General features: G+C 61.5%; 28 protein-coding genes and 1 riboswitch. Of the genes, 17 read left to right on the top strand and 11 right to left on the bottom strand.

Annotated features, from left to right (window positions below):
• The first annotated feature begins 180 nt into the window (after window positions 1–180).
• Together M1L53_RS23530 and M1L53_RS23525 are read left to right on the top strand one after the other, a co-directional pair.
• Window positions 181–999 (top strand): maleylpyruvate isomerase family mycothiol-dependent enzyme, encoded by an 819-nt coding sequence (locus tag M1L53_RS23530; RefSeq protein WP_054187316.1) that lies wholly within the window; start codon window positions 181–183, stop codon window positions 997–999.
• Between the two features lie 34 nt (window positions 1000–1033).
• Window positions 1034–1657 (top strand): Type 1 glutamine amidotransferase-like domain-containing protein, encoded by a 624-nt coding sequence (locus M1L53_RS23525; RefSeq protein WP_003941379.1) that lies wholly within the window; start codon window positions 1034–1036, stop codon window positions 1655–1657.
• A gap of 57 nt (window positions 1658–1714) precedes the next feature.
• Here M1L53_RS23525 and M1L53_RS23520 read toward each other — a convergent pair whose 3' ends face one another.
• Entirely contained in the window at window positions 1715–2041 is a 327-nt protein-coding gene (locus M1L53_RS23520) for a hypothetical protein (protein WP_003941297.1), read from the bottom strand.
• A 574-nt stretch (window positions 2042–2615) separates the two neighbouring features.
• On the opposite strand from M1L53_RS23520, the gene M1L53_RS23515 reads away from it, so the two are divergent.
• Together M1L53_RS23515 and M1L53_RS23510 are read left to right on the top strand one after the other, a co-directional pair.
• On the top strand, window positions 2616–2885 hold the full coding sequence (locus M1L53_RS23515; RefSeq protein ID WP_007726096.1) for a GNAT family N-acetyltransferase: 270 nt from the start codon (window positions 2616–2618) through the stop codon (window positions 2883–2885).
• Window positions 2886–3046: 161 nt separating this feature from the next.
• Window positions 3047–4273 (top strand): MFS transporter, encoded by a 1227-nt coding sequence (locus M1L53_RS23510; RefSeq protein ID WP_039972654.1) that lies wholly within the window; start codon window positions 3047–3049, stop codon window positions 4271–4273.
• On the opposite strand, the gene M1L53_RS23505 is transcribed toward M1L53_RS23510, so the two are convergent.
• A complete protein-coding gene (locus M1L53_RS23505) occupies window positions 4266–5834 on the bottom strand; it encodes a carboxylesterase/lipase family protein (RefSeq protein WP_007726092.1) in 1569 nt (522 codons plus the stop codon). The two genes, M1L53_RS23510 and M1L53_RS23505, sit on opposite strands and share 8 nt — an antisense overlap.
• A gap of 104 nt (window positions 5835–5938) precedes the next feature.
• A riboswitch (TPP riboswitch) is annotated at window positions 5939–6034 on the top strand.
• On the opposite strand from M1L53_RS23505, the gene M1L53_RS23500 reads away from it, so the two are divergent.
• From M1L53_RS23500 to M1L53_RS23470, 7 genes are all read left to right on the top strand, one after another.
• A complete protein-coding gene (locus M1L53_RS23500; protein WP_007726090.1) occupies window positions 6022–6765 on the top strand; it encodes a TenA family protein in 744 nt (247 codons plus the stop codon). (Overlaps the previous riboswitch by 13 nt.)
• The gene (locus M1L53_RS23495) at window positions 6765–7793 is read left to right on the top strand and encodes an ABC transporter substrate-binding protein (RefSeq protein WP_030536827.1); all 1029 of its coding nucleotides are present in this window, start codon (window positions 6765–6767) and stop codon (window positions 7791–7793) included. The genes M1L53_RS23500 and M1L53_RS23495 overlap by 1 nt, the downstream gene beginning before the upstream one ends.
• Complete coding sequence (locus M1L53_RS23490) at window positions 7771–8574, top strand: ABC transporter permease (protein ID WP_003941393.1); 804 nt, start codon at window positions 7771–7773, stop codon at window positions 8572–8574. The genes M1L53_RS23495 and M1L53_RS23490 overlap by 23 nt, the downstream gene beginning before the upstream one ends.
• Window positions 8575–8582: 8 nt before the next feature.
• Entirely contained in the window at window positions 8583–9377 is a 795-nt protein-coding gene (locus tag M1L53_RS23485; protein ID WP_039972652.1) for an ABC transporter ATP-binding protein, read from the top strand.
• A 288-nt stretch (window positions 9378–9665) separates the two neighbouring features.
• Window positions 9666–10223 (top strand): LysM peptidoglycan-binding domain-containing protein, encoded by a 558-nt coding sequence (locus M1L53_RS23480; protein ID WP_003941373.1) that lies wholly within the window; start codon window positions 9666–9668, stop codon window positions 10221–10223.
• Between the two features lie 165 nt (window positions 10224–10388).
• Complete coding sequence (locus tag M1L53_RS23475) at window positions 10389–10871, top strand: hypothetical protein (protein ID WP_003941346.1); 483 nt, start codon at window positions 10389–10391, stop codon at window positions 10869–10871.
• Window positions 10872–11083: 212 nt separating this feature from the next.
• Complete coding sequence (locus tag M1L53_RS23470; RefSeq protein ID WP_054187315.1) at window positions 11084–12430, top strand: T3SS (YopN, CesT) and YbjN peptide-binding chaperone 1; 1347 nt, start codon at window positions 11084–11086, stop codon at window positions 12428–12430.
• A gap of 21 nt (window positions 12431–12451) precedes the next feature.
• Here the strand turns inward: M1L53_RS23470 and M1L53_RS23465 are convergent, their stop codons facing one another.
• The 3 genes from M1L53_RS23465 to M1L53_RS23455 all read right to left on the bottom strand — a co-directional run bounded on the left by M1L53_RS23465 (window position 12452) and on the right by M1L53_RS23455 (window position 16296).
• The gene (locus tag M1L53_RS23465; RefSeq protein WP_261949272.1) at window positions 12452–13819 is read right to left on the bottom strand and encodes an acetamidase/formamidase family protein; all 1368 of its coding nucleotides are present in this window, start codon (window positions 13817–13819) and stop codon (window positions 12452–12454) included.
• 113 nt (window positions 13820–13932) lie between these two features.
• Window positions 13933–15051, bottom strand: coding sequence for a class I SAM-dependent methyltransferase (locus M1L53_RS23460; RefSeq protein WP_007726077.1), 1119 nt, complete (start codon window positions 15049–15051; stop codon window positions 13933–13935).
• Window positions 15052–15180: 129 nt separating this feature from the next.
• Entirely contained in the window at window positions 15181–16296 is a 1116-nt protein-coding gene (locus M1L53_RS23455; RefSeq protein WP_054187314.1) for a Glu/Leu/Phe/Val dehydrogenase, read from the bottom strand.
• A 219-nt stretch (window positions 16297–16515) separates the two neighbouring features.
• On the opposite strand from M1L53_RS23455, the gene M1L53_RS23450 reads away from it, so the two are divergent.
• Together M1L53_RS23450 and M1L53_RS23445 are read left to right on the top strand one after the other, a co-directional pair.
• Window positions 16516–17028 carry an Lrp/AsnC family transcriptional regulator gene (locus M1L53_RS23450; RefSeq protein WP_003941343.1) on the top strand — a complete coding sequence of 171 codons (513 nt, stop codon included), beginning with the start codon at window positions 16516–16518 and terminating at the stop codon, window positions 17026–17028.
• A gap of 46 nt (window positions 17029–17074) precedes the next feature.
• A complete protein-coding gene (locus M1L53_RS23445; protein WP_007726074.1) occupies window positions 17075–17536 on the top strand; it encodes a 6,7-dimethyl-8-ribityllumazine synthase in 462 nt (153 codons plus the stop codon).
• A 56-nt stretch (window positions 17537–17592) separates the two neighbouring features.
• Here M1L53_RS23445 and M1L53_RS23440 read toward each other — a convergent pair whose 3' ends face one another.
• Both M1L53_RS23440 and M1L53_RS23435 read right to left on the bottom strand, forming a co-directional pair.
• The gene (locus M1L53_RS23440) at window positions 17593–17799 is read right to left on the bottom strand and encodes a hypothetical protein (protein ID WP_228401155.1); all 207 of its coding nucleotides are present in this window, start codon (window positions 17797–17799) and stop codon (window positions 17593–17595) included.
• Window positions 17800–17927: 128 nt separating this feature from the next.
• Window positions 17928–18422 carry a DUF3558 domain-containing protein gene (locus M1L53_RS23435; protein ID WP_075833809.1) on the bottom strand — a complete coding sequence of 165 codons (495 nt, stop codon included), beginning with the start codon at window positions 18420–18422 and terminating at the stop codon, window positions 17928–17930.
• A gap of 213 nt (window positions 18423–18635) precedes the next feature.
• Between M1L53_RS23435 and M1L53_RS23430 the strand changes: the two genes are divergently transcribed.
• The 3 genes from M1L53_RS23430 (at window position 18636) to M1L53_RS23420 (ending at window position 22182) form a co-directional block, all read left to right on the top strand.
• Window positions 18636–20312 carry an FAD-dependent oxidoreductase gene (locus tag M1L53_RS23430; protein WP_054187313.1) on the top strand — a complete coding sequence of 559 codons (1677 nt, stop codon included), beginning with the start codon at window positions 18636–18638 and terminating at the stop codon, window positions 20310–20312.
• A gap of 9 nt (window positions 20313–20321) precedes the next feature.
• The gene (locus tag M1L53_RS23425) at window positions 20322–21758 is read left to right on the top strand and encodes an ATP-binding protein (RefSeq protein WP_054187312.1); all 1437 of its coding nucleotides are present in this window, start codon (window positions 20322–20324) and stop codon (window positions 21756–21758) included.
• Between the two features lie 70 nt (window positions 21759–21828).
• Window positions 21829–22182 (top strand): UBP-type zinc finger domain-containing protein, encoded by a 354-nt coding sequence (locus M1L53_RS23420; protein ID WP_003941317.1) that lies wholly within the window; start codon window positions 21829–21831, stop codon window positions 22180–22182.
• 1 nt (window position 22183) lies between these two features.
• Here M1L53_RS23420 and M1L53_RS23415 read toward each other — a convergent pair whose 3' ends face one another.
• Window positions 22184–22513 carry a hypothetical protein gene (locus M1L53_RS23415; RefSeq protein ID WP_054187311.1) on the bottom strand — a complete coding sequence of 110 codons (330 nt, stop codon included), beginning with the start codon at window positions 22511–22513 and terminating at the stop codon, window positions 22184–22186.
• A 26-nt stretch (window positions 22514–22539) separates the two neighbouring features.
• On the bottom strand, window positions 22540–23070 hold the full coding sequence (locus M1L53_RS23410) for a DUF3558 domain-containing protein (protein ID WP_232319015.1): 531 nt from the start codon (window positions 23068–23070) through the stop codon (window positions 22540–22542).
• A gap of 143 nt (window positions 23071–23213) precedes the next feature.
• On the opposite strand from M1L53_RS23410, the gene M1L53_RS23405 reads away from it, so the two are divergent.
• Window positions 23214–24269: a 2,3-butanediol dehydrogenase gene (locus M1L53_RS23405; protein WP_003941279.1), complete on the top strand. Its 1056-nt coding sequence runs from the start codon at window positions 23214–23216 to the stop codon at window positions 24267–24269.
• Here M1L53_RS23405 and M1L53_RS23400 read toward each other — a convergent pair.
• Complete coding sequence (locus tag M1L53_RS23400; RefSeq protein ID WP_007726052.1) at window positions 24259–24582, bottom strand: ferredoxin family protein; 324 nt, start codon at window positions 24580–24582, stop codon at window positions 24259–24261. The genes M1L53_RS23405 and M1L53_RS23400 overlap by 11 nt on opposite strands.
• Window positions 24579–26168 carry an FAD-dependent oxidoreductase gene (locus tag M1L53_RS23395; RefSeq protein ID WP_054187309.1) on the bottom strand — a complete coding sequence of 530 codons (1590 nt, stop codon included), beginning with the start codon at window positions 26166–26168 and terminating at the stop codon, window positions 24579–24581. The genes M1L53_RS23400 and M1L53_RS23395 overlap by 4 nt, the downstream gene beginning before the upstream one ends.
• Between the last annotated feature and the right edge of the window lie 67 nt (window positions 26169–26235).

The following is a 26235-nucleotide window of genomic DNA, read 5'->3' as shown; positions in this document are numbered from 1 at the left end:
TGTCGGTGACGACAACGCCGCGTGAGCCTGCTTCGGCGTCGACAATCCTGGTCTACCACAGGAACTCTGCCACCCTCGGAGGTTTGGTGACACCGACTCGAAGCATGGGAATGCCCGCTCACTTATCCGCCGGGACATACAGTGAGGAGAACCGCACCGTCCGAAACAGGAGATGTCCACATGAGTGGTTGGCCCCAGGACTCAGTAGTCGACGCATTGACCGAGGAATGGAGAGTCATCGACGCACTGCTGGCCGAACTCGACGGCGATCAGTGGTTGGCACCGTCGAACCTTCCGGGGTGGACGGTTCACGACATCGTGTCCCATCTGATCGGTACGGAATCACTGCTCTCGGGCATCAATCCGCCGTCGATCAATCTGGACGTGCACGCATTGCCCCACGTCCACAACGAGATTGCGGCGTTCAACGAGCGCTGGGTCGAAGGCCTGCGGCGGACACCGCACTCGGACCTGCTGACCCGATATCGCGAGATCACCGCCGAACGAACCGAAGCGCTGCGCTCGATGACCAGCGCGGACTGGGACGCCGAGACACAAACACCGGTCGGTCTTGCGCCCTATGGCCGGTTCATGCGTATTCGGACCTTCGACTGTTGGATGCACGAACTCGACATCAGAGATGCAGCTGGCATTCCGGGTGAGGAAGGCGGATTGCGCGCGGAGACTGCATTCGGCGAAATCACCAGCGCGCTCGGATTCGTCGTCGGAAAACGAGGAAAGGCGCCAGAGGGAGCACGGATCACTTTCGAACTCGAAGGGCCACTTGCCCGTTCACTTCACGTCTCGGTCGACGCGCGAGCAACACTCGTCCCGGAGCTGGACGGTCCGGCGACCACGACCATCTCGATGAGCTCACCGCTCTTCACCCGAATTGCCGGTGGCCGCGTCCACGCGTCGGATCACCGAACCGACATCTCGCTTCGCGGTGACACCACGGTGGGCACACGCGTCGTCGACAATCTGGCGTTCACGATTTGAGGGCTGGGTGGGTAGGTCGCGAAGGTACTGAGAAGTGAAACTGTTTCTCTCGTCCTACCGATTCGGCGACCACCGCGAGGCCTTTGTCGATCTCGTAGGCCGCGGCGCTCGCATCGCAGTCATCGCCGCGGCTGCAGATTCGTGGCCCGTCAATGCCCGCAGTTCAGCAGTCACCAGCGAACTGACTCCACTACGGGCAGCCGGCTTCACCGCAGAGGAAGTGGATGTCCGAGACTTCCTGGGTGCACCGGAAGCACTGGAACTCCGGCTCCGCGATTTCGACTGCCTGTGGGTTCGCGGCGGAAACACGTTCGTCCTGCGAGCTCAGCTAGCTCGAAGTGGCGCTGACCGGGTCATCGAGATGCTGGTTCGTTCAGGCGTCGTGGCCTATGCGGGATACAGCGCCGGAGCGTGCCTGGCGACTCCGACTCTGATCGGGCTGGACGCGTCGGACGACCCCGCTGAAGTCATGCCAACGTGCGGTATCGACCCGATCTGGTCCGGGCTCGCGCTGATCGACTTCGCGATAGTGCCGCACGGCGGCGATTCGCTACTCGAAGATCCACAGGTGACTGCGCGGACGGTTGCGGCCCTGACCACGGCGGGCGTGCAATTCACCGTGCTCACCGATTACGAGGTGATACTCGTCGACCGTTGATGTAACGCAGACGGTTGATCTTGACGCAGACTGAGCAGTCGACTCGGCCCGACCGGATCAGCCGTGCTCTGCCACCGCGGTTCCGGCTGCCGGCGACTGACGCTCGAGCCTCGTCCACGCGATCTCCCAGCGCTTGACAGAGACCTCGTCAGCGTCCTCGAGAAGGGCGTCGAGGAGCAGGCGTGGATTTTCGCGCCATGCCAGTTCAGCGGCATGGACTTCCGCAGCCGAGAACAACCCGGAAGCCTCGAGATCACGAATCCATTCGCAGATCTCGCCTCGGTGAATCCGTGCGATGGTCTCGTATCCCAGACCTTCGTCAAGGAAGTCGTACGAAAAAATTGCGGCAAAGTAACTGTTCGACTCACGCTGCCCGAAAATCATGTGCGTTCCTTCCTCGAAGTTGTCCGACGAAGACTCGAAATCGAACCGTTGAGCAGCGACGCCAAAGTTTTTTTGGCGAAGTTGTAACGCTTCTTCTATCCCCGACGATTCAAACGCTAACCCCCCGAGCGGGTCTTTGGGATCACGTCCGAGAAACGATCTGATGACCAACGCAATACCCCTGGGGTTTCCGGCCACTCGCACCCATCATCGACACGCAACCAGCGCGCCGCTGACCTGCAATTTGCCCGTTTCAGGCCCTCCACTTAATCCATCCGAACAGACGACAAAAAACTTTGTGACCGGTCCCACATATTGGGATAGTTACGATCGTGATGCATATGTATCACCCGTTGTGGGCACAAAAGTACGGGCAAATCGGCACGTACAGACCAGTTTTGTTCGTTCTCCATGGCGACGAAGGTCCCTTGAACGGTCGTCCAGTTGTAGTTGCGCTAAGTAACGGATCCCACGTCGGCAACCGATATTGCGGACGGCCTGCCAGGTAGCGTGCTCCAGAGAACGTAGACGCGGCGCGGCGCAACCGGCCGCCCTTTCGAAACGGAGCCCGAAGATGACCGAGACAGTGGCGCACAATCCCGCGGAAACGCGTTTCGAGATCCGAGTCGACGGCGAACTCGCCGGTTTCGCCGAGTACTCGGACCATTCCGGCGTCCGTGATTTCCACCACACGGTGACCTATCCGCAGTTTCGTGGGCGCGGGCTTGCCGCCATCGTGGTGCGTGAAGCGCTCGATCAGACCCGGAACGAGGGATTGAAGATCCTTCCGACGTGCTCGTACGTCGAGAAGTTTGTTGCGGAGAACCCCGTCTACCAGGCATAACCGAACGAGAACGGCCGGCGAAAAACCAGTCGCGAACCTGCAGACCCCGCTGCTAGCGTCGATGGTGCCGTCGTCGAAATCCTGGGCGGCACCATCTCGGGGAAGGAAAGAACGTGGTCGCCTCAGCAGATCGGCGTCCACCTGCGTCCCCGGACGTAGCTATCCCCAGCTATCTCCCTCTCGTACTGGTCAATCTCGCGACGCTGTTCTCGGCGATCGGCAACGGTATCGCCATCGTCGTGCTCCCCTGGCTGGTTCTCGAACGAACCGGTAAGGCTACCGACGCGGCGATAGTTGCCGGCGCAGCAGCCATTCCGCTACTCGTGTCGAGCCTGTTTTCGGGGACATTCGTCGACAAGTTCGGACGCCGTCGAACGTCGATGATTTCCGACGCTCTCTCCGCGATGTCCGTTGCAGCGATTCCGATCATCGCGGCCACCGCGGGCTTGACGATCCCGGTGATCGCGGCGTTGGCCGCACTCGGCGCCGTGTTCGACCCCGCCGGAATGGCGGCGAGGGAGTCCATGCTGCCTGCAGCGACTCGGACCGCCAAGTGGAAGCTCGATCGAACCAACAGTGTGTACGAGGCCAACTTCAACGTCGCGTATCTGATCGGCCCTGGCATCGGCGGTGTCCTCATCGCAACGATCGGAGCGGTGAACACGCTCTGGGTCACGGCGGCAGGTTTTGTGTTCTCGATCGTCGTGGTCGCCTTCATCCGGCTTCCCGGCGCCGGAGTGCCCGAACACGAACACCGTCCGAAATCGATCTGGCACGGCACACTCGACGGTCTTCGGTTCGTCTGGAACAACAAACTGCTGCGCACCCTGGCGCTGATCGACATGGCAGTCGTCGCGCTCTACATGCCTGTGGAGAGTGTCGTGTTCCCGGTGTACTTCACAGAGTTGGATCAACCGGCCCAACTCGGATCGGTGTTGATGGCCTTGGCGATCGGCGGCATCATCGGCTCTCTCGCCTACGCCCCACTGGCGCCGATCATGTCCCGGCGGCTGATCATGATTTTTGCCGTCGCCGTTCTCGGCATAGCGATGCTGGCCATGGCGCTCCTACCTCCACTGTGGGTGATCCTCGTACTTGCCGGACTGCAGGGCCTCGTCTACGGACCAGTCGGCCCGATCGCCAACTACGCCATGCAGACGCACAGCCCGGAGCACATGCGTGGACGCGTCGTCGGTGTCATGACGTCGACGGCCTACGCCGCAGGCCCGCTCGGCTACCTCGCGGTCGGCCCGCTGCTCGATCAACTCGGAATCGCATCGACCTTTGTGGCCCTGTCGATTCCGATCATCCTGATCGCCGCAGTCTGTGCCTCTCTGCCGGTGCTTCGCGAACTGGATCGTCCGCGGCACTCGACCGACGTCAGTTGAACCCCATCACGTCGTTGCCCCAGGCGACGCGCAATCCGTGATCGGGGTCGCTGACGAGGGTGTCGGCGGAGTCGATCAACAGCGTCGACCGCTTCTCTTCCTCGTACGGCGCCCAGTGCTTCGAGCCGTCGAGGGCCGCCGGCACGGCATGCCTGGCGAAGGCCAACCATCGCCGTTGGATACGGCCGGCCACCTCCATCGCGGCCTTCCGACCGCCGAGCCAGAACGTGGGGTCGACGTTCAGGGTTCCGAAATTGCCGAATACATAAGGTAATTCGGTCGCGTGGCCCGCGCCGATCCGCGCCGCCTTGAGCATCGGCGTCGCGTGATCGAAGCGGTAGACCCATGTAGGGGAATGCCTGCAGTGCGCGTCTGCGATCCAGAGGGTCGGCATGCGAAACGCAGCGTCCCGTGACAGTGCCAGCGCGCCACTCGGTTTCGCATGGTCAGGGTAAGCCGACATGATCTCGGCAAGTTTGGTCGCGGAGATGTCGGGGTGATCGTCGGCCAGTAATTGGAGCATTGCCTCGACGGACTGCGCACTCACCGGCATCAGCGGAGACTTCATGAACTTGAAGATCGACGCCTCGTCCTTGTTGGAACCGATGATCAGTGGGATTCGGTGCGCGTAACCCTTCTGGAAAGCCGCAACCGGGTAGTGCGGCACCAGATCGCGATCGACAACGGGTGCCATCGCCAAAGTTCCCGGAATCCGGGTCGGAATTTCGTTGACCAAATCATCGCTTGCCTTGACGAGCAGTTCCAGATCCGTGGTCAGCAGATCGCCTGCGTCTTCGGGGTCGATCGAGAGCAGTTCGAGAAACCGCTCCGCCACGGTCTTGGCGCGCTCGGCCCCGTAGACGGAGGTCGCGGGCGGACTCTGGGCAATCGCACGATGGAACAGACCTTCGGCGCTCGGACAGGTCATGAGCGTCGTGATGGATCCTGCGCCGGAGGACTCACCGAACACGGTCACCGCACTCGGGTCACCACCGAAGGCGTCGATGTTGTCTCGAACCCATTCGAGTGCCGCAATCTGGTCTCGCAGACCACAGTTCGATTCGAAAACAGTATCCGCGGTGGAGAATGCAGACAGGTCCAGGAATCCGAGTGCGCCGACGCGATAGTTGAAGGAGACGAGAACGACGTCACCGGTTTCAGCCAGATGACGGCCGTCGTAGATCGTTTGGGCGGCGGATCCGAGGCAGTAGGCGCCGCCGTGAATCCACACCATCACCGGTCGCGGCGTGCCGTCGGGTCGCGGGGCCCAGACGTTGATCGACAGGCAGTCCTCGTCGATTTTGAAGGCCCGATCGATCGGAACCGCCGGACTCTGGCCTTGCGGCGCGATCGGCCCGAACTCACGACAGTCGCGCACCCCGTCCCACGGCTGTGCGGGTTGTGGCGCTCGGAACCTCCGCTCACCCACCGGCGCCGCTGCGTAGGGCATGCCCTTCCACGCGAATACACCGCCATCCGGATACCCGCGGGCTTCTCCGCCTCGCGCCCGGATCACCAGAGTTCCGTCCTCGCCGAGATTTGGTCGAACGTCGGTCTCCATGTCTGAATCCCCTCCCGACCCGCGCGTGTGGCAATCAAGACCAAACCTACCAATCTCGGACGGGTGTGCGCCGAGTACACAACCCCTCGGTGTTAAGGTCGCCTAGTTCTGACACGGGGTGCTCCGCATGGGCGGGGCTGAGAACACACCCGGGAACCTGATCAGGTAATGCTGACGAAGGGATGTCATGGCTACTACGCAGCCTGCATACAATTCTGCCGAAAACTCGGTGGCCACAGCGCCGTCGACGGATCGGTTCACAGATCGACTCTGGGCCGAGACGAAGGCCCTCCGCGAGTCGATCGACTCACTGGAGTTCCTCCGCCGCCTCGGCGACGGAACATTGCCTCTCGACGCGTTCCGCACGTACATCGAGCAAGACAAGCTTTATCTCGAGGGGTATTCGAAAGCGTTGTCCCTGGTCGCGGCCCATGCCCCGGATCCGCAGTCCGCGGGCTTCTGGTCGAATTCCGCGTCCACGGCAGCGACAGTGGAATCTGCGCTTCACGACGGACTTCTCACCGGTGGAATTCTTCCAGCGGGATCGGGAAGGCTCGAGCATTCGCAGGCCTGCCTGGGATACGTCTCGTATCTGACGGCGACTGCAGCAACTGCGCCTTACCCGGTCTCCGCAGCGGCAGTACTCCCCTGCTTCTGGATCTACGCCGAGGTCGGCCGCGATCTTGCCGCTTCAGCGCGCGAGGTACTCGACGCCGATCCGTCGCATCCGTACGCACAGTGGGTCACGACCTACGACGCACCCGAATTCCACGAGTCGGTGGCGCAGGCCCGCGTACTGGTCGATGCTGCGGCCGAAGCTGCCACCGAGACAGAGCGTGAGGCGATGAGTGAAGCATTCCGCATCGCCAGCCGCTATGAGCTGATGTTCTGGGATTCCGCACTCCACCAGCAGCCTTGGCCGGCGTCGTGATGTCGTTTGCGGCGCTGCGCCGCACGCTTGCCACGTCTGCCGCGATCGCAGCCGCGTTCACAGTTCTGACCGGATGCGCCTCTGACACCGGCTCTTCCGACGGGACCATTCGGTTCGCACTCGACTGGACACCGAACACGAACCACACCGGTTTGTACGTAGCACTCCAAGAGGGCTACTTCGAGGACGCCGGCCTGGACGTCTCGATCCTGCCGTACAACAACACCTCGCCCGACACCCTGGTCGATGCCGGCAATGCCGAGTTCGGCATCAGCACACAGAGTCAGGCCACGTTCGCCCGTGCAGCCGGCGCCGCCACGACGTCCGTCATCGCGCCACTTCAGCACCGCGCCACCGGCATCGGCGTGAAGGCGGATCGTGCGGACATCACGCGCCCACGTGATCTCGACGGGAAGACGTACGCCGGGTTCGGCGATCCCGGCGAAGTCGAAACGCTGCAGCAGATCATCCGCAACGACGGCGGGACCGGGAACTTCACGACGGTCACGCTCGGAACTTCCGCGTACGAAGCCGTGTACTCGGGCCAGGCAGACTTCACCGTCTCCTACTTTGCTTGGGAAGGCCTCGAAGCGGAACGAAACGGAACTCCGATGCGGTACTTCCAGTACACCGATTACGGCTTCCCCGATGCATATTCGATCGTGATCAACGGCAACCAGCAGTGGTTGAAGGACCATCCCGACGAGGCACGCAAGTTCGTCAAAGCCGTTCAACGCGGATATCAGACTGCTGCCGACAACCCGGACCAGGCCGCGCAGGATCTCATCGACGCGAACCCCGGAGCATTCACCGACGAAGACCTCGTGCGTGAGAGTCAGCGGATGCTCGCCGCCGACTACATGAAAGACGCCAACGGTGTTGTGGGCGCCCAGAATCTCGAAACCTGGTCGGGCTACTCGGGATTCCTCTTCGAGAACGGATTGCTCGCCGGACCCGACGGGAAGCCGTTGACCCAGAAGCCGGACTGGTCGGAGTACTTCACCAATGAGTATCTCGACGCGTCCTGACGTGAGCGGACGGTTGGTCTCGACCATGCGGCGGGCGCTTCCCGCGCTCGCCGTGGTGGTGCTCCTCGTGGCGGCGTGGCAGATCTACGTCGAGATCAGTGGGATTCGGCCGCAAGTACTTCCGTCTCCGGGGCGCGTTCTGTCCCAGGGGTGGGACAACCGCGAGATCATCTCCGGCCACGCCTGGTCGACATTGCAGGTCACGTTGGTCGGCTTCACTGTTTCATTGGTGTTGGCCTGGATTCTTGCTGTGGTCGTGGACTTTTCGCCGTGGTTGTCACGCGCGCTGGTACCACTTTTCGTCGTCTCGCAGACGCTGCCGATCATCGCCATCGCGCCGCTGATGATCATCTGGTTCGGCTTCGGGCTGTTGCCGAAGGTGTTGGTGATCGCCCTTGCGACGTTCTTCCCCATGACCATCGGACTCATCGAGGGATTTGCCGCGGCCGATCGGGAAGCGGGCGCTCTCCTGCGCAGTATGGGCAGCACTCGCTGGCAGGAGTTCCGATACGTTCGCCTTCCTTCGGCAATTCCGCGATTCTTCACTGCCCTGCGCATCGGCATCACGTATGCGGTCGTGGGTGCGGTGTTCTCCGAATACGTCGGCGCTACTTCCGGTTTGGGTATCTACATGAGCACCCAGAAGAACTCCTTCCGCACCGACCTGGTGTTGGCGGCCGTACTGGTGACCGCGTTGATCAGTGTCACGCTGTACTTGCTGACGTTCGCCATCGAGCGCATCGTTGCACCATGGGCGATGAACGAAAGGTCGCGGACATGACTGACCCGATGGTCGAGGATGCAATGGTCGAAATCCAGGACCTGACCAAGAGGTTCGACACGGCCGGAGAATCGCGTCTCGTGCTCGATTCGGTGTCCTTTGGCGCCGACGCGGGCGAATTCGTGTCGGTGATCGGGCCGAGCGGCTGCGGCAAGAGCACGATCTTCAACGTCCTGGCCGGGCTCGAATCCCCGACCGCGGGTTCGGTCCGTGTGGGCACGCGCGCAACGGAATCCGAAGCAGCCGCCGAGGTGCACACCGCGTACATGCCGCAGAAGGATCTTCTGTTCCCTTGGCGCTCGGTACTGGACAACACGGCCCTCGGTTTGGAAGTGCAGGGAGTCGGCAAGAAGGAAGCACGCGAGCGCGCTCGCGAGTTGTTCCCGGCGTTCGGACTGTCCGGATTCGAGGACGCCCGGCCGTCACAGCTGTCCGGCGGCATGCGCCAGCGAGCGGCGATGCTGCGCACCGTTGTTCAGGGCAAACCTGTCCTGCTGCTCGACGAGCCGTTCGGCGCACTGGACTCGTTGACCCGCACCGAGATGCAGGCCTGGCTGCAAGACGTGTGGCAGCAGTACCGGTGGACCGTGCTGATGATCACCCACGATATTCGTGAAGCGATCTATCTGTCCGATCGCGTGGTCGTTCTGTCGGCGAGGCCGGCAACGGTCAGGTGCGTCGTCGACGTTCCCTTGCCGAGGCCACGCGAACTGGACATGATCACCTCGCCCGAGTTCGCCGACGTCGAGCGTGAACTGCTTGCCGTTCTCCACGACGAGACGCGCAAGTCGCTACACCCCTAGCGGTTACTGACAATGCGCTGAGAGCGCGCCGATTTCACCTGCCGTTCAAGAGAAAGTGCATCGCAACGGTGCAACTTCGCGTAGGATGTCGCGGCGCGTTCGCCCAAAACGCCTTAATATCAGCAAGATCCGAACGCTCGACACGCAATCCGTCAACGCTGCACAATTCTCTGTACTCTTCGGTAACGTACACTCGGTCGCCTACGAGACCAACGGCCAGAAGGTAACTGGACGGTAAAGCGGAATCGTGGAGGCACAGTCATCGCAACAGATTTGGAAAGGGACAGCGTGAGCACACTGCAGTCAGGTCAGAGCCTCGGAGTCGGCCAGGAACTCAAGTCCGACAACGGCGCATACACCCTCACCTTGCAGGACGACGGCAACCTGGTTCTGTCCGAGGGCGGACAGGCTGTTTGGGCCGCAGGCACCAACGGATCCGGCGCCAACCGCGCCGAGGTGCAGGCTGACGGAAACTTCGTCATCTACAAGGACTCCGACGCCGTGTGGGCATCGCAGACCGCAGGCAACGACGGTGCCTCCCTCTCGGTTCAGGACGATCGCAACGTCGTTCTGTCCGCCGGCGGAAATGCTCTGTGGTCTTCGGACACTGCAATCGCAGCGCCGGCCGCCGAGGCTGCCCCGGAGCCCGCTCCGGCACCCGAGCCCGAGCCTGCCCCCGCCGCTCCGGCAGCGCAGAGCTACACCGTCGAAAGCGGCGACACCCTGTGGGCGATCGCAGAGCGTTTCTACGGTGACGGCAACCAGTACCAGCGCATCGCGGATGCAAACGGCATCCCGAACCCGGATCTCATCAACGCCGGTCAGGTACTGACGATCCCCGCCTGATTCACTGCTTGACCTGGCCCTGGGTGCCGACGTCCGCGTCGACACCCAGGGCCTTTTGTGTTCTACGCCACACAGATTCGCGTCCCGCCCAGCAGGCCCTGATACTCCATTGCGGCATCTTTTCGCCTACAGTACTTCCGTACTGCTCCCGAAGGACAGGTGTGCATGAAAGACAGAACAGTCATGATCGGCGCTGTCGCAGTGGCCGCTCTTTCTCTGACATCAGGCCTCGTTTTCGGCGGAGCAGCCGGCGCATTCGGTGCCGGCGGCCCTGTGGTGAAGCCTCCCACTCTGGTCTCGTCGGTTTCCGTGGAGTCCGTCGCCGGGATCGAACCGGCCGCGTTCTACAGCTCGGTTGCAGTCCCCACGGTTGTCATCCCGCCGACGCCGACCTGGCGAATCGCCGACGAGACGACCGCTCCTCGCAATCAGCCGCTTGTGGTGACCGCGACAAGCACGAGCTCCGCCACCTCGACTACGACGGCCACCAGTACGACAACACCCGTCTCATCCACCACAACTGCGTCGGCTACCGCGACCTCGTCACCGACCGCGACGGCCACAACCACCAAGACCAGCACCACCCCCGTTGTCACGACCGGGTCCACGCCGCCCGTCGTCGAGGTCTCGCCCGTTCTCGCCGGATAACCCTCGCTCTTTCGCCCGCACACCGCCTGGCGTGACGGCGGTTACAGGCACACTTCAGTCGCCGCTCTCGAATAACCGATCTACCTGCGACTACCTTCCTCGCCGTCACGGTTCGTGGTCCGCTGCAATCCGGTCGACCGGAAAAGGACAGCAGCATTGTCGGAGCCTCGCGATACCGTATAGGTCTGAGCTTTTGCGGAAGGAGGTGGCTGATGAGCGCAATGGGCTTCGATCTCGATGTCAGTGTCGACCGGGCGTGGGCAGAATTTCAACGTCGCCTCGGCGATCACATTTCCATCATGGTCGACGGCGACGTGCTTGCCGTGGAATCGTCCACCGGCGACTTCGATCCAGCTGACGGCGCAGCGCCATGCGTTCAGTTCCTCGTGTGGGACAAGAACACAGTCCGCTGCGAGGTTCCTTCCAACGACTTCCTTCATCCACGCTATCGACTCGAAGATGCCGACGAACAAAAGTTGATCGCACTCGGCTGGAATCCGCCTTCCGAGAATCTCGAGGATCCGAACAACTCCCCCGCCTTCTGCGTCGACAAGGCACAGAACTGGGCCGATCAGCTCGCAGCGATGACTGTCGCTGCATTCCGTGATGTGTTCGGTGTGCAGCACCCGGCTTTTCTATCCAGCGATCTCACCGGCAACGAGCAGACTCCGGATTTCGATCCGTCGGTCGTCGAGTCGACAGAACTTCCGACCCTCGACCCCACCGCGGCCTACATGCCCAACGACATCGACCATCTCAAGGAGTTGGTCACTCTCGCTTTGCTTCCCATGCTCGGCACTCTTCCCGAGCGAGACAGCGACGGCGACATACCCATTCGTGTCGGTTCGACTGTCATGTTCGTCGGTCCACTTTCCGAGTCCATGGACGTGCAGTTGTTCTCGCCGCTCGTTCAGGACATCAGCAACCGCACCCGTGCAGCCGAGGTCATCGCCGATCTCAACCGCAAGTGGTCGCGCATCAAGTTCGTCTTGATCGACGACCGTCTGTCGGTGTTCCTCGAGGTGGCGGGTTCGCCATTCGTTCCCAAGCAACTCACCGATACGTGCGCCGCCCTGACGTCGTTCCTGCGTACCGTGGACGACGAGTTCGCCGCACGCGTCGGCGGAGACCTCTTCTTCGCGAACAAGAGCGGTGACTCCTCCTCACTGCAGCCCGATCTGACGGCCGAGGACCTGCCTCCCGAACTCGAGACCCTGCTGCACCTCGATCTGGACGTGGCCGAGGATCTCGACGCGGTAGCCGATGTCTGTGGTCGTGATCGCGATCTGATTCTTCAGCTCCTCCACATCAGCAACGAATGGCAGATTCAGCTGCGTAGTCAGGCTGTGGACGCCCACAGTCGCGGAGACGCCGAAGAGGCTGCGGGATACGAGGATCAGATCGGCGGGTGGGAACTCATGGTCGACCGTCTGCGCGGGGCTTTGCGACTGGTGGTCCTGCCCAATTCTCGAACCGAGACGCCGGCAAAGCCGCAACCTGAGCAGATGGGCTTGTTTGCCGATCCCTTGCAACAGAGCCTCTTCGACGATCCGTCCTGATAACACGGATCGGCTTTCCCGCTATTCGAAGTGGGATTTGAAGATCTGTCCGTGGACGCCCACGGTTCGATCGACTACCTGCGAGACCGTGAAATCGGCTGCGGCAGAAAGATACGCGTAGGCCGTCGCTCGATCCATACCGCGATCATGCTCGAGGAAGTCGAGTGCGTTGACCACCGCACGTCGCATGGCACCGTTGAGGTCACTGTTCTGCCCATCGACCGAACCGTTGGGGTCGGACAGGCCGATCGGAATCCACGCCTCCTCGGTCTCGGCGAACGGGTATCCGAAAGCCACCGATGGAGCGTCACCGGAATCCTTCTTGCACACGCTGAGTCGGAACGTGCCGCGCAGCGATCCTTCCATCGCCGTCAGCGCCGCCTCACCGTCACCCATGGCCATGTGGGGGTCACCGACGTAGAAGAGGGCGCCTTCAGCGAATACCGGCAAATAGAAGGTTGATCCGACACCGAGATGCCTGATGTCGATGTTTCCGCCGCCCAGGGTCGGAGGAATGGAGTTCGACGACGGGGATGTCGGGTCTGCATCCGCAGAATAGGCAACTCCCATCATTCCCATGAAGGGCCGCAGGGGAAACCGCACCTTCGACTGTCCGAAAGGCATCACGCCCTTGCCGTCTTCGATCGCCGTGAAAGTGGAAACACCGCCGTACTTCAACGGGTCCTTTGTTGCGCGCCCGTCTGTGGCGACCGGCGGCATGACTTCGTCCAGAGTGATTCCCGCTGGAGCGGTTCCGTCTGCTGTGACGGCGAGAGCGCCCTTGCCGTGTCTGCTCGACACAACGCCGTACGGCACGCGGGGAATGGCTTCGAGAGTCTCGATCTTGAGTACGTCTCCAGGCTGGGCGCCTTCGACGAAGACCGGGCCGGTGACGACGTGCGGTCCGTCCTTGTCGAAGTTTCGTTCGGTTCGGTTGTATTCGGCCGCAACGGCAATCGCATCCTCGAGCACGTCCTTCTCGGAAACGCCTTTGCTACCGAAGTATTCGAGAGGATTGCGCCCTTGATCCTCGAGAATTCCCTCGTGCGAGAGGGCGTCGATGGTGACGGTCTGGCCCGACTTCATCCGCATCACTTCGCGGGTGTGGACGTTGGGCACATAACCCCACATGACGTCCGACGGATCCGAACTCAGATAGTGATCGCCACTGACGTTTCCGCTGCCCGGTTGCAGAATCGGAATGCCATCGGCGAACGGTAGTGCAGAGGAGGACGATCCAGCCGGTGACGCGTTCGAGTGCGCGCATCCCGAAGCCACACCGACTACTCCTACGCCCGCACCGAGGGCAGCGACTGCCCTTATGAATCCGCGTCGGCCAAGACCTTTCGTCAGATCTTCGGCTGCGTTGCGGGCAAGAGTGTTTTCCATCGAGATTCCTCCGGAGTGCGTGACGATGTGCGACTGCGAAGAAAGCTAGACCCGATTTGTTACTCGTTCATTACCATTTCATGGCAAGGAAATACCGCTGACTGAGAATGAGTTCAGCGACGGCGAAGCCGCCAGAGCGAGGTCGTCTCTCGTGCCCGGGCAGCGTGAAGCGCATCGGTTCGGTCACTGACCTTTGCGTGCGTCGGTTTGACGTCCATGCGATCGACAACAGTGAGCCCACCGGCCGCAATCAGATCGTGCAGTTCGGATCGCGTTCGGAGACCGAGGTGTTCGGCAATGTCCGAGAGGATCAGCCACGCTTCTCCCCCGTCGTCCAGATGCGCTGCGACACCAGTCAGGAAGCCCTTCAGCATCGCTCCAGCGGGGTCGTAGACGGCGTATTCGATGGGCGAGGTGGCCTTGGCCGGAATCCAGGGAGGATTGCAGACCACCAACGGAGCGATGCCTTCGGGAAAGAGGTCTGCTTCCACCACATTCACCTGATCGCCGTAGCCAAGCCGCGACAGGTTGGTGCGCGCGCATTGCAATGCCCGGGGGTCCTGGTCGGTGGCCGTCACCGTCTGAACTCCACGCAGCGCCAGGACGGCAGCAAGAACGCCGGTGCCGGTGCCGATGTCGAAAGCCGATTCCGTCGACGGCAGTGGCGCAGACGCGACAAGATCGACATACTCCCCGCGGACGGGTGAGAACACTCCGAAGGCGGGATGCACTCGTGCGTCGAGAGCCTCGATGAAAACACCTTTGCGGTGCCACTCGTGAGCGCCGATCGCGCCGAGGATGTCACGCAACGAGCGAACCGAAGGCTCACCGGTAATCCCGAAAGCTTCGGTCAACGCGACTTGCGCGTCCGGGGCTCGCCGGAGTGGAATCGACAGATCTGCATCCAAGGGAATTAGCAGCATGCCGAGGATCTGCGCGCGGCGTCCTTGGGTCTGCCGGTGGAGATGGAAGGCTTTGGCTGGGTCGTCGGACGCTCGGCGCGGCTTGCGGTCGATGCGCGACGCGACGGCCTTCGACAGTTGGCGAGCGTTCTGAAAATCTCCGCGCCACAACAACGCCGTGCCTTCGCATGCCAAGCGATAGGCGTCGTCGGCCTTCATCGTGTCGTCGGCGACAACGATGCGCTTGGGCACCGGGGCATTGCTCGTCGAACCCCAACGGGCCGATTGCTCGACGTCGTTCTCGGTCCACACTGCGAATTGTTCAGTCATGTAAGCCCTTCCGGCGTCCGACGCATAGCGGCCGGTCTACCGGCTGATGTGGTCCAGATCTGCAAAATCTGCTCGTCTGGTGTCCACACTAGTCGGGACCGGCCGCGCTACATGACTGCGAGAGGGATGTCAGCCCTTGGCTACGCGAGCTGCCTCGGCGATCCGAGCCTCGGCGACCGCGTCAGCAGCCTCGCCGGCGAGGATTCCGTCGTTCTTCGACTTCGCGAAGATCTCGGTGACCGTGTCGAAGATCTTCTCGACCTTGAGCTTGACCTCTTCGGCCGAGTTGCCCTTCAGCTCGCCGGCAACCTGGATGAGGCCGCCGCCGTTGGCGACGTAATCGGGGGTCCAGGTGATGCCGCGGTCGCGGAGGATGTTCTCGACCTCGGGCACGGTGAGCTGGTTGTTGGCAGCGCCGCAGACAACCTCGGCCTTGATCGAGCGTGCGGTCGTGTCGGTGAGTGTTGCGCCCATCGCACACGGTGCGTAAACGTCCAGATCGGCGTCGATGATGCTGTCGACGATGCTCACCTGCGGGAAGTCAGCCTTGACACGGTCGAGCGCTGCGGCGTTGACGTCGGTCGCGAGAACGGTTGCGCCGTCTGCGAGGAGGAGCTTGATCAGCTCGTAGCCGACCTTGCCTGTGCCTTCGACACCAACAGTCTTGCCTGCGAGCGACGGAGTGCCCCAATGCGACTGTGCCGCGGCGCGCATCGACTGGAATACGCCGAGGGCCGTCATCGGAGCGCTGTCGCCGGAACCGCCGACCGTGGCGTTGCGGCCGACGACGTAGTCGGTGTTACGACCGATGATGTCGAGATCGTTGGAGTTGGTTCCGACGTCACCAGCGGTGATGTAGCGGCCGCCGAGGGTCTGGACGAATTTTGCGTAGGCGCCGAGCAATTCGTCGGTCTTGGCCGTTGCGGGGTCGCCGATGATGACAGCCTTGCCGCCGCCGAGGTCGACGCCGGCAACCGCAGCCTTGTAGGTCATGCCGCGCGAGAGGCGCAAAACGTCTGTGACTGCGGCGGATTCGTCGGAGTACGGGTAGAAGCGCGTTCCGCCGAGCGCGGGACCGAGCGTCGTGGAGTGGATGGCGACGATGGCCTTGAGGCCGCTCGCGGGATCCTGGAAGAAGCTCACCTGCTCGTGGGGGTAATCGCGCAGGTAGTCGGCGCGATCGAACACGCCCGCAGTGTCGTCATGGGAAACAACGGAGTTCACGGGCTCGGCGGTGAGAGTCATTGTGGGATAGACCTTTCCGAAGGATAAACGGGGCGCAGTCGAAATATTGGGACGAATTGGCCATTGGGTACTATTAGAGACAAATAACCCAAAGAGAATCCCGCTGAGCAATTCGTGGAACCAATGCTCTGCCTGAGTTACGATTTGGTCAATGCAAATCTCTTGAACTAGTCAATTCGATCATCCAGTGACTCATATCACTGAGGAGAGGTTCACAAAGTGCTCAGCATCGACAAGCTCGACGTCCAGTTGCTCGGACTGCTCAGCAAGGACTCGAGGATGAGTGTGGCCGAGTTGGCCAACTCGTTGGGCGTCGCCCGCAACACCGTCCAGTCGCGAATGAAGCGCATGGAATCCAACGGACTTCTCACCGGGTTTCGGCCGAATCTCAATCTCCCCGAGGTCGGTATCCCGATTCAGGCATTTGTCGGTCTGGAACTCGAGCAGGGCAAGATCAGCGCAGTCGCTCGGAGTCTGACCGAGTTGCCCGAGGTGATCGAAATTCACGCCACGACCGGTCGCGAGGATTTGCTCGTTCGCGTCGCCACCTCGACGCACGCGGCCCTGCAGAAGTTGGCCGAGCAGATCGTGTCGCTTCCAGGCGTCACGCATTCGACCACGACCATCGCTCTGACCAATCCCCTTCCGTATCGAATTCAGCCTCTCCTCGAGCACCTCACCAATGACGCCGGCTGGGGTCGTTCGACCGCCTTCCCCCGTCAGCAGGACTAGGACGGGTGGTCGCGTCGATGCTTCCCAGTGCGCTAGTTTCATGGTTATGAGTGAGATCCAGGGACAGCGCATCGCGTTCATTCAGGCGACGTGGCATCGCAACATCGTCGACCGTGCACGCGACGGATTCACCGACGCGATCGTCGAGCTCGGCTACCCCAAGGACACGGTTGATTTCTTCGAGGTACCGGGAGCTTTCGAGATCCCGCTGCATGCTCGGCGGTTGGCCAAGACCGGCCGCTACCAGGCCATCGTTGCCGCAGGTCTGGTCGTCGACGGCGGTATCTACCGGCATGACTTCGTGGCGACGGCTGTCATCGACGGTCTGATGCGCGTGCAGCTCGACACCGACGTTCCGGTCTTCTCGGTGGTCTTGACGCCGCATCACTTCCACGAGCACGCCGAGCACGTCGACTACTTCAGCACGCATTTCGTGAAGAAGGGCGCCGAGGCTGCTCGCGCGGTCGACGCCACCGTCAAGTCGTTGAAGGCCCTGCCCACCAACTAGTCGTTACCCAAGTCTCGCTGAGTCGAATGCCATCGGCTCAGCGAGATTTTTTGTGTCTATCGAGGGGTGTCGACGCTTGCCAGTGCGGAGGCATTCGAGCCCTCGACTTCGCCGTAGCGGTCGACGCATTGCTGGAAGAAGTCCCGCATCTCGGTGACCACCTGAATGTGGCTGGTCAACGACTTCTCCAACGAATCTTCACCGCCGACGGCCTTCTTGGAGAACTTCGCGGCGAGGTCCTGCCCAGACTTGAGTGTTCCCATCCCCTTCACGTCTCCGATTCGCTCACACATGAGCACCATCGCTCGCAGCTCGTCGAGCAACGAATTACAAGCACATACAATCGGTTTCGCAACATCGGGCTCGACAATCACAAGCCCCCTCGCCGTGCTCACCGCGGGAGGTTCCCGTCGAGGTGTTCTGCGACGTCTGCAACCAATTCACACGCCGACTCTTGGTGCGTGACCCCGGCCTTTGCTTCGACATTTACCCACACCGAACCCTGCGTTGCCGCAAAAGCCACGTAGCACCCATCGGCTGCTGCATCGCTTCCTCGCTGGAACCGGATACCCGCGCGATCGCCAATGGTCATTTCAACAAACTCCGCATATTCCGGGTTTCGGGTCACTTCAATCTGGGTGTATCGGTTGGAGAGAACTGACACGAAGAACCACGTTCCCGTCCATGAGCAAATTCTCCATCCAGGCTGCTCAACTCCCGCGATATCAACTTCCTCGGTAGCCGGATCAAGCCCCACTTCTTCCAACACCGAGTCCGGAATGTCCTTGCACGGATCGAACAATCCCTCTTGGCCGGATGCAGGCTCAGCCGCCCCCTCCACGACTGAGCTGCATCCTGCCGCAGCCCACACCAACACCCCAGCCATGAGCAGTCGCCCAACCCCCACCGACCCCCGCATGACACCCCCTGTTGATGTGGACCCACTGTATTGGATGCACCGGAGGCTCGATCGGTTCCCGCAATCACGAAATTCCCAGTTCAGGTTCGCCGGTTCACTCAGAGCGCATCTTCAGCGATTGACGCTCAGCTCAGCAGTCGCATACTGGAGAGGTTGACTACGACTTCGGGAAGGCACCGTGTGAGCGCACCGAAAGCCCCGGCCAAACCAGCGATCCTCAGCGTCGACGACGATCCTGGTGTTTCGCGTGCCGTCGTTCGAGACCTTCGCAAACGGTACGGAGAGAAGTACCGAATCATTCGTGCGGAGTCCGGCGACCAGGCTCTCGAAACCTTGCGTGAAATGAAACTTCGCGGCGATGCAGTCGCTGTGATCGTCGCCGATTACCGCATGCCCGGTTTGAGTGGAATCGAGTTCCTCGAACAGGCAATGGACCTGTATCCCGTAGCTCGTCGCGTTCTCCTCACCGCGTACGCCGACACCGATGCTGCGATCGACGCCATCAACGTCGTCGACCTCGACCACTACCTCCTCAAGCCTTGGGATCCGCCGGAAGAGAAGCTGTACCCCGTCATCGATGCGCTGCTCGATGCCTGGGCAAGTTCGAGTCATCACCCCGCCGAGGAAACCAAGGTGATCGGCCATCGTTGGTCCGAGCGATCATCCGACGTCCGAGAGTTCTTGGCACGCAACCAACTTGCCTATCGCTGGTACATGTCAGACGAGCCGGAAGGCCAACGACTGCTCTCGGCTGCCGGTACCGACGAACTGCGGCTTCCCGTCGTCATCGCATCCAATGGGGATGTCCTTGTCGAGCCCACTGACGCCGAACTCGCCGACAAACTCGGGTTGAGTACCACCCTCTCCGAAGACTTTTACGATCTCGTTGTCATCGGCGGCGGCCCTGCGGGTCTGGGCGCTGCTCTGTACGGCGCTTCGGAGGGACTTCGGACGGTCCTCATCGAACGGCGGGCGACTGGCGGTCAGGCCGGCCAGAGTTCACGAATCGAGAACTACCTCGGCTTCCCCGACGGAGTGTCCGGCGCACAGTTGGCCGATCGGGCGAGGCGCCAGGCAACCAAGTTCGGCGCCGAGGTCATCACCGCGCGAGACGTCACCGGTTTGGAAATCAACGGCTCGGCCCGCACAGTGCGTTTCGACGACGGTTCGTCGGTCGACGCCCATTCGGTCATCTTGGCGACCGGTGTTTCCTATCGCCAGCTTTCGGCGCCGGGACTCGATACATACACCGGCCGAGGGGTCTACTACGGATCGGCCGTCACCGAAGCCGCTCGGTGCAGCGAGCAGGATGTGTACATAGTCGGCGGCGCCAATTCGGCAGGGCAAGCTGCGGTCTATCTCTCCCGCGGAGCTAGGTCCGTCACCATTCTCATTCGCGGCAACTCGCTCGAAGCCTCGATGTCCTACTACCTGATTCAGCAGATCGAAAAGAATCCGAAGATCACCGTGCGCACGTGCACGGAGGTAGTCGGCGCTGAGGGTGACGATCACCTCGAACGAATTACACTGCGTAACAGAGCCACCGGAGAAGAAGACACTGTCGATGCTCAGTGGTTGTTCATCTTCATCGGTGCCGCTCCCCTGACCGACTGGCTCGGAGACGTGGTGGTCCGCGACGGAAATGGCTTCGTTCTTGCCGGCCCGGACCTTCCGTCCGAAGGCGTCACACCGGACGGGTGGCCGCTCGACCGCGCACCACATCATCTCGAAACCAGTATCCCCGGAGTGTTTGTCGCCGGGGACGTACACGCCGAATCGGCCAAGCGCGTCGCGTCGGCCGTCGGAGAGGGCGCGATGGCCGTGATGTTCGTCCACCGCTATCTCGCTCAACAATAGGGAGATTCGATGTCCATTCCTGAATGCAGCCCAGACTTGCTCCGCACCCTGTTCCTGTTCGAGAAGCTCACCGACGATCAGCTCGAATCACTCTGCCAGGCAGGCCATATCACCGAGATCGATCGAGGTCAGGTCTACCTCGAAGGTGAGCCTGCCACCTGCTTCTACGTCCTCATCGAGGGCGAGGTGGTGCTGTCCAAGCTGTCGGGCGGCGAAGACATCGAGATCAACAGGACCACCCAGCGCGGCGTCTACTCGGGAGGATGGACGGCGTATCTCGGCGATCGTGTACCGCAGGTCTACGCGGGGTCGATGCGAGTGACGACTCCTTCGACGTTCTTCGTCCTGGACGCCGACAAGTTCGGCAACGCGATGCGCGAGTGGTTTCCGATGGCGGTACATCTACTCGAGGGTGTCTTCTTCGGCAAGAAGAACACCCAGCAGATCATCGACCAACGAGAACGACTGCTGGCGCTTGGATCACTGTCGGCGGGATTGACTCACGAGCTCAATAATCCCGCAGCCGCAGCAGTTCGAGCGACCGCGTCTTTGCGCGAGCGTGTCGCAGGCATGCGTCACAAACTGGGAATGGTTGCATCGGGCACCTACGACCGCGATGCCCTCGTGACGCTCATGCGGCTTCAAGAGGAAGTTGCAGAGGTTGTCGCCAAGGCGCCGACGCTCACTCCCCTCGAAGCCTCGGATCGAGAGGATTCGTTGGGTGAATGGTTCGAGGATCATTCGATTCGAGAAGGTTGGGATCTGGCTCCGACCTTCGTGCAAGCTGGTCTCGACACCGCTTGGCTCGAGAATGTTGCTGCAGCCGTTGACGAGTCCGTACTCGAGGGCGCAATTCGCTGGCTGAATTACACCATCGAATCCGAACTACTGATGAACGAGATCGCCGACTCCACAACGAGAATCTCGACGCTCGTCGGTGCGGCGAAACAGTATTCTCAGATGGACCGCGCTCCCTTCCAGACCATCGATGTCCACGAATTGCTCGACAGCACGGTGATCATGTTGGGGCAAAAGATCGGAAGCGGAATCGAAGTCGTCAAGGAATACGACCTCGCGCTGCCACCGATCGACGCCTACGCCGCCGAACTCAATCAGGTGTGGACCAACCTCATCGACAATGCGGTGTCTGCCATGGACGGATCGGGAACACTCACCGTTCGGACAAGTCGCGACGGTGACCGCGTGTGCATCGAGATCTGCGACACCGGCGCCGGGATTCCCGATGACGTCATCGACAGGATCTTCGAACCCTTCTTCACGACTAAGCCTGTCGGTGAGGGAACCGGTCTCGGCCTTGATATTTCATGGCGAATTGTGGTCGGCAAGCATCGTGGTGAGCTGCGGGTCACGTCGGAGCCCGGTAACACCCGGTTCAGAGTTTTGTTGCCAATCGCGGGCCCACCGCGGGATACGCGCGACGACTAGTCGCCCTTGCACGGCCGGTAGGCAAAGCGCACGATGAAATGACCGACTTCAGTCAGCGAGAGGGTGGACCATGACCGACGGACTTCCAGCGGGGATCGATCCGAGCGTGCCGCCTAGTGGCGCGGGATGCGTTGAATGCGATGCGAGCGGCGGTTGGTGGGTGCACCTGCGTCGATGCGCGCAATGCGGTCACGTTGGGTGTTGCGACTCCTCACCGTCACAGCACGCAAGCAAGCATGCGGCCTCGACGAAGCATCCGTTCATGCAGAGCTACGAACCCGGTGAGGATTGGTTCTGGAGCTTCGAAACCAACGAGGCGTACGACGGACCTGAATTGGCGGCGCCCACTTCACATCCCGTAGATCAGCCGACCCCAGGGCCTAAGGGTCGTGTCCCAGCCGATTGGCAGCAACACATCCACTGACTCAGTTCGGTTGGTCGATCGACCTCAAAGTCGAGACGTTCGACGACTCCTGATCGAATGCGTTGTCGATGCAGGCTTGAAACTGAGCCTGCATCGCCTCCATGACCGCGATATGACTCGCCAAAACATCGACGAGCGCATCCGGGCCACCGACAGCCTTCTGCGCGAACTTGTCCCGCAACGCCTGCCCCGATGAGAGAGTCCCGAAGCCATCGACTGTTCCCAATCGCTGAGCGGGAACGAAGAGATTGCGCAACTCACCAAGCCAATCGCCGCAACAATCGCGCAGTAGTTCTGCAGTTTTCGAATCTAGTGAAAATACCTCAACCATTGCCGCCATCCTTCTCAACACAAGTATCACTTTGGTAAGTACGCCAGCAGGGCGATCGCCTGGCGGGTCGCCAATGCGCAGACTTCCTCCTGGTGTCGCTCGCCCAGAAATGCATCCACTCTTACGAACACCGCACCCTGAACAACCGGAATCGCGACCATGCATAGATTCTTTTGGATGTCAGTGACCTCGCGAAAGGTGACAGCGCCGGGAGCAACCATAGGAGCATCACGGATGTCCGTGTCCTTGGGATTTCGACGAACATCGTCAAGCGTGTGAAATGTCGACCAAACGCCCAGCGCGTACCAGTCGGATTCCCAGCTACAGATTTCGAACTCCGCTTGACGTACACCGAGCACTCCGTTGTCCTCCGTCCCGACGTCAACGCCAAGACTCGCGACAACATCGTCCGGAATTGCCGAACATGGGTCGAAGAGCCCATCTGCTCCATCTGGGCGAACTGCACGCCCCTCGACCGTCGACGAACACCCCCCAACCAACAACGCGGCCGCGACCAAGACCACTGCAACCCTCACTCCCACAGCACTCCCCCTCATTCGCGGCCCGCTCACAGTATTGGACGCTCGCCAGCACCGATCGGTTCCACGACATTGCATTCCGTTGCAACCCTTCACCCACGCCGATAATCGGCCTAGCGTCGATCTACCAGGGGATTCACAACGAAGTGAGGTGCGGATCAATGAAGGCAGCACGGTTCCACGGGCAGAAAGACATCCGGATCGAAGAGATCCCTGAGCCCGAATTGCGGCCAGGAACAGTCAAGCTGAAGGTCGCATGGTGCGGAATCTGCGGCACCGATCTCCACGAGTACCTCGAGGGACCGATCTTCATCTCCGCACCCGGACACCCGCATCCACTCTCACACGAGAATGCGCCGGTCACGATGGGCCACGAGTTCTCCGGCACCGTCGAAGAGGTCGGCGAAGGTGTCACGGACGTCGAGGTCGGCGAAAATGTTGTCGTCGAGCCGTACTTCGTCTGCAACGAGTGCGCCCCGTGCAAGGCGGGCAACTACCACCTGTGTACGAAGATGGGGTTCATCGGCTTGGCCGGCGGTGGTGGCGGACTCAGCGAGAAGGTCGTCGTCGACCGTCGCTGGATCCACAAGATCGGCAACATCCCGCTCGACGAGGCAGCTCTCATCGAACCGTTGAGCGTCGCCCATCACGCCGTCGTACGCAGTGGAGCCGAAAGCGGCAACGTCGCCATCGTGGGCGGAGCCGGACCGATCGGACTACTCGTTGCGGCAGTCCTCAAGGGTCTGGGTGTCACGACGATCGTCACCGAACTCAGCGAAGCCCGCAAAGCCAAGGCCCTCTCCAGTGGAGTCGCCGACTACGTCATCGATCCCACCACCGAAGACGTCAAAGCGCGCGTCCTCGAACTCAGCGGAGGCATCGGCGCAGACATCGGTTTCGAGTGCGCAGGCGTCAACGCAGTACTCGACACCATGCTCGACACGGTCAGGCCTGCTGGAGTTGTTGTCAACGTGTCGATTTGGGGCAAGCCCGCGACCATCGACATGCAGAAGCTGGTCCTCAAGGAGATCGATCTACGCGGAACCATCGCGTACGTCCGTGACCATGAAGCGGTCATCAAGATGGTCCAGGACGGTGTCGTCGATCTGGCGCCATTCATCACCGGTCGTATTCAGCTCGAAGAGTTGATCTCCGAAGGATTCACCACTCTGATCGAGCACAACGACACTGCGGTCAAGATTCTCGTCAGGTCGTGACCGGACGGGGCACCTCGGGACCCACCGCGGTCAGCGACCCAGGTGCCCGCCCCTTGCCCCATCCGATCTTCTCTCGGTAGCGGCCGATGTGATCGTCCTCGATCACATCGGCCGTTTCCAATGGTGTGGATTGCGGATGCACATACAACGCATCCGTCGGGCAATATGCCTCGCACATGAAGCAGGTCTGGCAATCCGATTGGCGCGCAATCACCGGGACACCCGACGGCGTCCGGTCGAAAACATCTGTGGGACAGACGTCTACGCACTTGTCGCAGCCGATGCAGTCAGGCGCAGAAACCAGCTCGATCATGACGCCACCAGTGCAGACCCGGCGGATTCAGAAGTTCGGGTCCACACCGCATCCAAACCGCCGGTAAGAACGTGATGGTGCTGCGTCACATCGAGTTCAGGATAATCGTCCCGCTTGCTCATTCCCCGAGTCTCGGTCCGCGCCAACGTCGAGTGATACATCCAGCGACCGACGGCCGTGATCGCGGCAGCCTGCCGCGCTGCCATCCGCCCTGCAGAATCCGCGCCCAGATCCGCACTCACTGCACCCCACAGCGATTCGAGCTCACCGAGCGCTGCGGATACTCGATCACCGCTGCGGAGGTAGTTCTTGTCGAAGGGAATCAGCTGCGCCTGAGCAGCTTTCACCACATAGTCGGCAGCAAACCCGGTTCGTGCCGGCTTACGCAATCCGACGGTTCCGGCTCCGCGTAGACCACTGGTAGCCCCGCGTCCGACCGACTGCGCATAGCGCGCAGCACCGGTTCCCGCCCACGAACCAGAAGACATCGCCCACGCGGCGTTGTGACTTCCCCCGCCGGTAAACCCTCCGCAGATTCGCTCTCGGGTCGCAGCGTCCCCGGCGGCAAACAGTCCTGGAACGGATGACGCGCAATCGTCGTCGACGACGTTGATTCCCCCAGTGCCGCGCACCGTGCCTTCAGCGAGCATGCCGACCTCGAATTTGTCGGTGAAGGGATCGATTCCGCGGCGATCGAATTGCAGGAAGAAGTTGGGTTGCCCCAGCCTCATTCGACGCTGCACCTCGGCGTCGGCCCGATCGATCTGCGCGAAGACCGGCTCGTTCCGCAACGTGCTGGCGATGACGGACCTCCCCTTCGCCGAACCGGCACCTTCGAGCACGCTTCCGTCTGCGTGAAAGAACGTCGCGTACGCGTAGTAAGCCGTCTTGGTGATCGTCGATCCGGCCGCCGCGATCCCGTACGCGTTCGAGAACTCCATTCCGGAGAACTCCGCTCCGACTTCCGCTGCCATCAATGCACCGTCACCGGTATCGACGTTGGTACCCAGCGCACCGGACAGAAACGCACAACCTCCGCTGGCGACCACTACCGCGCCTGCTGAGACGCGGTAGTCCTGATGTTCGTGACGCTGGTATCCGGCGACTCCGCGAACTCGGCCCTCACCGTCCACCAACAACTCCAGTGCCGGCGAATGGTCGAGGATCCGCACCCCGGCTCGACGAATCCAGGTGCGCATCCGTCGCATGTACTCAGGTCCCTGCAAGCCGGTACGGATCTGCTTGCCCGTGCTGGGGTCGACGGGGAACGGATATCTGCCCTCCACCGCGAGGAGATCCATGTTGGAGTAGGTCTGCTCGAGGACGCGGTCCATCCAATGGTGGTCGGCAAGATATCCGCCGAGCGCCTCACGACCGGCCTTCGCCCGCTCACGGGCAGTCGTATCCGGTTCGACGTACCAAACACCTGTTCCGGAGGGGGCCGTTGCGCCGCTCGTTCCGCAGTAGCCCTTGTCGACCAGGACGACGTCTGCACCGGCCTTGGCCGCGCGCAACGCTGCCCATGCGCCGGCGGGGCCACCACCGATCACCAATACATCGGTGGAGAGTTCGAGGACGTCCGTCACTGGCCAGCTCCTGTCAGAGGTCTACGCAACACTTCTGTTGCCGCAATATTCCTCGAACGAACTACCC

This window comes from Rhodococcus sp. T9N, assembly GCF_024436645.1.
Lineage (GTDB): Bacteria > Actinomycetota > Actinomycetes > Mycobacteriales > Mycobacteriaceae > Rhodococcus_F > Rhodococcus_F qingshengii.
The sequence above is the reverse complement of the archived record's forward strand: the minus strand, read 5'-3'. Positions and strand labels throughout refer to the sequence as shown.

What these genes read in the sequence shown, in the direction of transcription:
- M1L53_RS23425 (WP_054187312.1), top strand. Translation starts at nt 20,322, where the DNA reads ATGTCCATTCCTGAATGCAGCCCAGACTTGCTCCGCACCCTGTTCCTG.
- M1L53_RS23445 (WP_007726074.1), top strand. Translation starts at nt 17,075, where the DNA reads ATGAGTGAGATCCAGGGACAGCGCATCGCGTTCATTCAGGCGACGTGG.
- M1L53_RS23505 (WP_007726092.1), bottom strand. Translation starts at nt 5,834, where the DNA reads ATGGAGACCGACGTTCGACCAAATCTCGGCGAGGACGGAACTCTGGTG.
- M1L53_RS23490 (WP_003941393.1), top strand. Translation starts at nt 7,771, where the DNA reads ATGAGTATCTCGACGCGTCCTGACGTGAGCGGACGGTTGGTCTCGACC.
- M1L53_RS23500 (WP_007726090.1), top strand. Translation starts at nt 6,022, where the DNA reads ATGGCTACTACGCAGCCTGCATACAATTCTGCCGAAAACTCGGTGGCC.
- M1L53_RS23410 (WP_232319015.1), bottom strand. Translation starts at nt 23,070, where the DNA reads ATGAGGGGGAGTGCTGTGGGAGTGAGGGTTGCAGTGGTCTTGGTCGCG.
- M1L53_RS23470 (WP_054187315.1), top strand. Translation starts at nt 11,084, where the DNA reads ATGAGCGCAATGGGCTTCGATCTCGATGTCAGTGTCGACCGGGCGTGG.
- M1L53_RS23465 (WP_261949272.1), bottom strand. Translation starts at nt 13,819, where the DNA reads ATGGAAAACACTCTTGCCCGCAACGCAGCCGAAGATCTGACGAAAGGT.
- M1L53_RS23460 (WP_007726077.1), bottom strand. Translation starts at nt 15,051, where the DNA reads ATGACTGAACAATTCGCAGTGTGGACCGAGAACGACGTCGAGCAATCG.
- M1L53_RS23455 (WP_054187314.1), bottom strand. Translation starts at nt 16,296, where the DNA reads ATGACTCTCACCGCCGAGCCCGTGAACTCCGTTGTTTCCCATGACGAC.
- M1L53_RS23520 (WP_003941297.1), bottom strand. Translation starts at nt 2,041, where the DNA reads ATGATTTTCGGGCAGCGTGAGTCGAACAGTTACTTTGCCGCAATTTTT.
- M1L53_RS23440 (WP_228401155.1), bottom strand. Translation starts at nt 17,799, where the DNA reads ATGGGAACACTCAAGTCTGGGCAGGACCTCGCCGCGAAGTTCTCCAAG.
- M1L53_RS23530 (WP_054187316.1), top strand. Translation starts at nt 181, where the DNA reads ATGAGTGGTTGGCCCCAGGACTCAGTAGTCGACGCATTGACCGAGGAA.
- M1L53_RS23435 (WP_075833809.1), bottom strand. Translation starts at nt 18,422, where the DNA reads ATGGCTGGGGTGTTGGTGTGGGCTGCGGCAGGATGCAGCTCAGTCGTG.
- M1L53_RS23515 (WP_007726096.1), top strand. Translation starts at nt 2,616, where the DNA reads ATGACCGAGACAGTGGCGCACAATCCCGCGGAAACGCGTTTCGAGATC.
- M1L53_RS23485 (WP_039972652.1), top strand. Translation starts at nt 8,583, where the DNA reads ATGGTCGAGGATGCAATGGTCGAAATCCAGGACCTGACCAAGAGGTTC.
- M1L53_RS23405 (WP_003941279.1), top strand. Translation starts at nt 23,214, where the DNA reads ATGAAGGCAGCACGGTTCCACGGGCAGAAAGACATCCGGATCGAAGAG.
- M1L53_RS23400 (WP_007726052.1), bottom strand. Translation starts at nt 24,582, where the DNA reads ATGATCGAGCTGGTTTCTGCGCCTGACTGCATCGGCTGCGACAAGTGC.
- M1L53_RS23495 (WP_030536827.1), top strand. Translation starts at nt 6,765, where the DNA reads ATGTCGTTTGCGGCGCTGCGCCGCACGCTTGCCACGTCTGCCGCGATC.
- M1L53_RS23420 (WP_003941317.1), top strand. Translation starts at nt 21,829, where the DNA reads ATGACCGACGGACTTCCAGCGGGGATCGATCCGAGCGTGCCGCCTAGT.
- M1L53_RS23415 (WP_054187311.1), bottom strand. Translation starts at nt 22,513, where the DNA reads ATGGTTGAGGTATTTTCACTAGATTCGAAAACTGCAGAACTACTGCGC.
- M1L53_RS23475 (WP_003941346.1), top strand. Translation starts at nt 10,389, where the DNA reads ATGAAAGACAGAACAGTCATGATCGGCGCTGTCGCAGTGGCCGCTCTT.